This window comes from Microcystis sp. LE19-84.1B (genome assembly GCF_027531875.1).
Taxonomy (GTDB): Bacteria; Cyanobacteriota; Cyanobacteriia; order Cyanobacteriales; family Microcystaceae; genus Microcystis; species Microcystis panniformis.
The window spans coordinates 1-6,344 of sequence record NZ_JAPZSR010000292.1 but is presented as its reverse complement, the minus strand read 5'-3'; the positions used below and the strand labels follow the sequence as shown (position 1 = coordinate 6,344).

The following is a 6,344-nucleotide window of genomic DNA, read 5'->3' as shown; positions in this document are numbered from 1 at the left end:
CTCCAGATACAGTCAACGGTACAGCCATTTTCAAGTAAAAAATGTACCCAGTAGCCTCTTTTCAATTTTTTCTTAGAAGCGACCTGCAGTAAGGGTTTTGTTAATTTTTTAGTATTTATGTATGGGGGAAGTCCAGATATTAGTAAAAATTATCAATTGAATGTTAAGAAGTGCGGAAAGTGGGATATTAACTATTTGGAAATTTAGAATTAGCCTTTTCTCAAATCAAATCCTCAGATTTAAGAGAGGAAGAACTTATCAACAGATCATAGGGATAGTAAAGAATTAACAAACCTTCTGAAAAACTAGAATTGGGCGGCATGAAGATTGTAGATTGTTTTTCATTCCAAGTCGGCAATTTTTGGTCAACAATAAAGCGTCGTACCTGCTCTCTCTGTTGTGATGTCAGGGTATCAAATGAGATAAAACGTCTTACTTGCTCTTTTTGTTCGGTGGTTAGCGTATCATCTAACGAAACAAAACTAATATTTTTGTTGATTTCATATTTAAAAAGTATGTCCATACAGGTAGAATGATACATTGGCCAGAAATTTGAGCCAATATATGTTTTGTCATTGGGTTGGTTTACATTATACCAATATATTAAAACTTTTCTCTCAGGCGAAAAATTGGGATTAGCTGACAGTACTTCATACATTTTTTCGTGTTCGACCTTAGCTAAATGCGACTTTTCTCGCATCTCTTGAAATACTTCAACATGAAAAAAGCTATTAGCTAATAATAAAATAATAGAGATACAAGTAACCAAAGATTTCAGAGCAAAAAAACGAAAGTTCAGATTGAGTATTGCCAGAATCAAGGCAGGCAATACTAATCCAAAAGGGAAAAAAGTTCTTGCAATAGGATTGCTACCAGACAATATAGTTGGAGCTAAGACAATACCTATTGTAATTGGCAGAAAAATAATTACAATAATAATCTTCAAGAAGTCTTTTTTTTGTATTGAATAGAATAATAAAATTACCAGCAATACTGGAATTAATATTTCATTAAGTTTTATTAAAAAAAAACGAGAGTGTATATCTCCTAGCCAAAAACTATCCCCAGGATTTAATGATGACCGAATACCATTACCTAAGAATGAATTAAAACACTCAATACCATAAAAAAAATAATCTTGAAAAGTTTTTAAATCACGTCCTCCCCACAATTCTATTCTTGTAATTCTAGTTTTTCCATGAAAAGATAAAAGTACATGAAGGAGAATGTGGTAGGCAAAAAATCCTAAAATTGTCGCACAAAAATATTTGCTATAAAAAAAAAGTTTACTTTTCCATAAAAAATTTTTCTCTTCAAATACATCAATAAAAAACATCAAAAATAAAACCATTAGGCTGAACGTAAAACTGATCTGATATATCCCTAGAGCTATCATCGTAATCAGAGGTACAAAAAGAATAATATACTTATTTTTTCGATAAAAGTAGAGTAAAAGAATGATAGCAAAGTTTGCAATACTAAAAATAGAAGAATAAAATTGAAAAGTATAGAGCATCAGCAAAGAGGAATTAAGAGAAAGCAGAGCTAAAATCAGTCCAAAATATCTCTTTTTACAATTCCACGATAATGTAATTAAAATTGAAGTCGAAATACTGAAACTAACAACTAACAAAGATGCAATATGAGTATTGAAAAAGCCAGACCAAAAAGCCATAATAAATGATGAAATAAAGCGACCTTCTGCGATTGTCTTTGCCCAAACCCAATTAATTTTTTGTTCAGGACTTAAAGGGTTAATGAAGTAGATATCTTCACAGCAATTAGGAGTAGTGCCTAAAATATAATTAAGAAATATAAAAAAAACATAAAGTGAAACTAAAAAGACTTGGATTTTATAGTTACCAAATAACAACATGATTTGGTTGCTGAGTGGATTAATTTTTAAGTACTTGAGCGGTGACATAAAGAAAAGACTGAATTGGGATTACGGCAATTATAGCTGAACCCCAAGGTAAAGAGTAGCCTAAACGACAAAAATACGTCTTTTCATAAGGCTCTTCCTGGTTAAGGGGGATAAAAGATGCTTATATCCTTTGCCACAAGGCTTAGATCGTCACAATTACCGCCAAACCGTATCCTGTAATACATTTTCAACCCTAAAGTCAGGAGATCCGTCTCAGCCTTAATTGGAGGCTATCATATTTTCATGCTTGGCGGTGCCAACTTTGGCATCGGGACTGTCTCCTGTGCTGCCTCCTCGACAATCTGAAAAAAAATGTAACGAAATGTGAAGTATAATAGCGAATGTGATAAAGACAAGACATTAGAGAGTAGATAGGAAACGATGCGAGTTGCGATCGCTGGTGCGGGACTAGCCGGATTATCTTGTGCGAAATACCTTGTCGATGCGGGACATACGCCCATCGTACTGGAACGTCGCGATGTATTAGGGGGAAAAATTGCCGCTTGGAAAGATGCCGATGGGGACTGGTACGAAACCGGTTTACATATTTTCTTTGGCGCTTATCCCAATATGCTGCAATTATTCCAAGAATTAGGAATAGAAGATCGTTTACAGTGGAAAGAACACTCGATGATCTTCAATCAGCCGGAAAAACCGGGGACCTATTCGCGGTTTGACTTCCCAGATATTCCCGCCCCAATTAACGGTATTGTTGCCATTCTCCGCAATAATGATATGTTAACTTGGGAGGAAAAAATTAAATTTGGACTCGGTTTACTCCCTGCCATTGTTAAAGGCCAAAGTTACGTCGAGGAGATGGATAAATATTCTTGGTCGGAATGGTTAGAGAAACAAAACATCCCTCCTAGGGTAGAAAAAGAAGTGTTTATCGCTATGTCGAAAGCTCTAAACTTTATCGATCCTAACGAGATTTCCGCCACGATTCTACTAACAGCCCTCAACCGCTTTTTACAGGAGAAAAACGGCTCAAAAATGGCCTTTCTCGACGGTTCACCCACAGAAAGACTCTGCCAACCTTTAGTCGATTACATCACCGCTAGAGGTGGCGAAGTCTGCTTAAATGCCCCTTTAAAAGAGATTCTCTTAAATGAAGATGGCACAGTTAAAGCCTTCTTAATGCGCGGTTTAGACGGTGCGAAAGATTATCTTTTTGAAGCTGATCTTTATGTGTCTGCGATGCCTGTAGATCCTTTAAAAGTTTTACTGCCTAAACTTTGGCAAGAAGATAAATTCTTTCAAAAATTAGAAGGATTAGAAGGAGTTCCTGTTATTAATCTACACCTCTGGTTTGATCGCAAACTAACCGACATCGATCATTTATTATTCTCCCGTTCGCCTTTACTCAGTGTTTATGCTGACATGAGCAACACCTGTAAAGAATACGCTAACCCCGATCGCTCGATGTTAGAATTAGTTCTCGCTCCTGCTCAGGATTGGATTAGCAAATCCGATGAAGAAATTATCGCCGCCACGATGAAAGAATTAGAAAAACTCTTTCCTCAACATTTTACTGGCGATAATCCCAGTCAATTGTTAAAATACCATCTGGTGAAAACTCCTCGATCGGTTTATAAAGCCACCCCTGGCCGACAAGCTTATCGACCTTCTCAGAAAACTCCGATCGAGAATTTTTATCTCGCCGGTGACTATACCATGCAAAAATATTTAGGAAGCATGGAAGGAGCGGTTTTATCGGGGAAATTAGCGGCGGCAGTGATCAGCAAAGATCACCCCGCAGCACCGCTAAACCCGAATAAAACCCAATCTACACCAGTGTCCAGCGCTCGTTAATTCTCTGGCTAGGGACTAATGACGAAAATGGCCTTGAGTGAGACAATGCTATATCATTAGCCACAGTTCGCCGTTAATCTAAGTCAATCATTCCGCCCCAGCAGAATGCTCCAATTGCCAAAACCGACCCACCCCACCAAACCCCTCGTCTCCCTTGCGGAGTCCTACGAACTCTGTCGCCGGATTACAGAGAAGTATTCCAAAACGTTTTATCTCGGTACTCTCCTGATGCCGAAAGCAAAACGTCAAGCGATCTGGGCAATTTATGTCTGGTGTCGTCGTACCGATGAACTGGTCGATGGACCCCAAGCCCGGTTAACTACCCCTGAAACCCTTGATTTATGGGAAAAACAGCTAGAAACTGTCTTTTCTGGGGTTGCCATCGAGGATGCCGATGTCGCTCTCGTGGATACTCTAGAAAAGTTCCCCATGGATATCCAACCCTTTCGGGATATGATCGCCGGGCAACAGATGGACCTCTATCGCAGTCGTTATCAAACCTTTGATGAACTAAAACTGTACTGCTATCGGGTGGCGGGAACGGTGGGGTTAATGTCCAGCGCCGTGTTAGGATTGGAACATGGCGACCGCTCGGCTCCTTGGCGACGCAATCAAAGCGTTTATATTCCCCAAGAAGAAGCGATCGATCTCGGTATTGCCAATCAATTAACCAATATTTTGCGGGATGTGGGGGAAGATGTCCATCGTGGGCGGATTTATCTACCTTTAGAGGATTTAGAGCGTTTTAACTACAGCGAAGATGATTTACTCAAAGGGGTTAATGATGACCGTTGGAAGGGGTTAATGCGCTTCCAAATTGAGCGGGCCCGTTATTACTATGATTCTGCCGAAAGGGGGATTCGCGCCCTTAATCCCGATTCCCGTTGGCCGGTTTGGGCGGCTTTACTGCTTTATCAAGGCATTTTAGACGTAATTGAAGCAAATAACTACGATGTCTTCGCCCGTCGTGCCTTCGTGCCTTTAGCCAAGAAAATGCTCTATTTACCCGTGGCTTGGTTGCGATCGCAAGCCTTATAAAAATGCGACGGGTTTTGTCGCTTACCGACTCCACCCGTCGAGTCTTAACTATTAACTTTTCCCAATTGAGCTGCTCAACTTGGGTTGGGTTTTTCAGAGCGATTTAGGAGTCACCAACCAGAAAGGTCCGGTTTCCGTGCAGGGAACATCTCGATCGGTTTCGTAAACCACAAGACCATCTGGCCGATCCAAAACTAGGGCTTCTCCTAGACGGACGTAGGAGATAAACGGGCCAAGATAGCGGACAACAGGCTCATCGCTACAGGCCGGCAACACCCGATCGTTAAAATACTCGTATCCCACATCCTCGACGCTTTCATAGTAGCGGATGCTGAGATCATCGATCGCTTTCCCCGGAAAACGTTCTCGGATAGCTGACCGGAGAAATTCTGGCAGCGGTCGATCAGGCGATAATAATGTGGCAGATTTCATGGCTTTTCCCCCTAAAACTAAAGGAAGCGGGAAACTCTGACAAATGCCTATCCTCTCGGAACTATTCACTTCCGCTCCCCACCTGGCCAATTTTTTACTAGGGATGGGATCTGGCTCAGGGAGTCCCTTTGTATTCATTGTAACAAATTTCCCCGCAAAGGTTCAGGGCGATACGGTGAGAACAGTTTTTCTTGATTTTTCGTTACAAAGATTGACAAATTTATCCTTTTATTTTGGCGATAATAATAATTACCTGGCGACGAGCCAGAAAAAATAATGGAAACAGGGAAAGACGGACGAGGCTGGGACTAACTAACTGGCAATAATGATAGCGAGAAAAGAAGTGGTTTAGTAGTGCCGAATTCTCGTTCCCAATCATTTAGGAGGTAGGAAAGATGACAATTTATGTCACCCGCGAGGGAGATAAACTGGTGGCCGATTCCCCACTGGAATTGGTAGAAAAATTACAACAATGTCAGGGGAGAATGACGGAAACAAGACAGGAATTCATGACTCGGATGGCTGCACATATGGTAGCCAGCCAAGGCGTTACTGTTCCTATCACCGATCCGGAGAATTTTATCGCCGAGCTAATCCATAACGATTTTCTCAGCGTGGTGGACAGTATTGATGGCTGAAAGTCGGCCGGGGAATTGGCAGCAAAACTTCGCCCCTAGGGTTCCTAACACTCAACCCCACTACCCTAGGTCAAAAAGCAAAATTTCCGAGTCTTCTAGAGATTGAATAGCCAAGGAAGTTTCCTCGCTAATTGCCGCTCCATCCCCCGCTTGTAAATGCACGCTATTTAGGGTTATTTGCCCTCTAGCCACTTGTAACCAGCCATAACGACTGGGAGCGAAGGAATGAGTCAGGGACTGGCCTGGGGGCATAATTCCCGCGTAGAGATTAACGTCTTGATGGACTTTAACCGCGTTACCGGCACCGGTGGGAGAGGCGATTAGTTGTAAGGTATGGGGAGAAAATGCGATCGCTTTTTGTTCATCGGAAATTTTGGGTCTGAAACCCCGCCGTTCTAGGTTGGCTTTACGTTAGAATTAAAAGGCCAGTCTCGAAAACCAAGTGGACGGCGCAGCACCTTGAAAACTCGGCTTAGGGGGTTCCGACCAGAAAAGCTTGG

Annotated in this window: 5 protein-coding genes and 1 pseudogene; 3 read left to right on the top strand and 3 right to left on the bottom strand. The window is 41.4% G+C overall.

Annotated elements, in window-relative coordinates; translation table 11 throughout:
- Positions 1-220: 220 nt before the first annotated feature.
- Positions 221-1,924, bottom strand: a complete 1,704-nt coding sequence (locus tag O9324_RS16770; protein ID WP_288140779.1) for a glucosyltransferase domain-containing protein — start codon at positions 1,922-1,924, stop codon at positions 221-223.
- 381 nt (positions 1,925-2,305) lie between these two features.
- Between O9324_RS16770 and pds the strand changes: the two genes are divergently transcribed.
- Both pds and crtB read left to right on the top strand, forming a co-directional pair.
- On the top strand, positions 2,306-3,736 hold the full coding sequence (gene pds, locus O9324_RS16765) for a 15-cis-phytoene desaturase (protein ID WP_288140778.1): 1,431 nt from the start codon (positions 2,306-2,308) through the stop codon (positions 3,734-3,736).
- A gap of 105 nt (positions 3,737-3,841) precedes the next feature.
- Positions 3,842-4,774, top strand: a complete 933-nt coding sequence (gene crtB, locus O9324_RS16760) for a 15-cis-phytoene synthase CrtB (RefSeq protein WP_288140777.1) — start codon at positions 3,842-3,844, stop codon at positions 4,772-4,774.
- 93 nt (positions 4,775-4,867) lie between these two features.
- On the opposite strand, the gene O9324_RS16755 is transcribed toward crtB, so the two are convergent.
- A complete protein-coding gene (locus tag O9324_RS16755; protein WP_287633297.1) occupies positions 4,868-5,344 on the bottom strand; it encodes a hypothetical protein in 477 nt (158 codons plus the stop codon).
- A gap of 257 nt (positions 5,345-5,601) precedes the next feature.
- Here O9324_RS16755 and O9324_RS16750 point away from each other — a divergent pair, with 257 nt between their 5' ends.
- Positions 5,602-5,844 carry a hypothetical protein gene (locus O9324_RS16750; RefSeq protein WP_002769725.1) on the top strand — a complete coding sequence of 81 codons (243 nt, stop codon included), beginning with the start codon at positions 5,602-5,604 and terminating at the stop codon, positions 5,842-5,844.
- 60 nt (positions 5,845-5,904) lie between these two features.
- Here O9324_RS16750 and O9324_RS16745 read toward each other — a convergent pair.
- Positions 5,905-6,213, bottom strand: a pseudogene (locus O9324_RS16745) (pirin family protein); the annotation flags it as partial.
- Between the last annotated feature and the right edge of the window lie 131 nt (positions 6,214-6,344).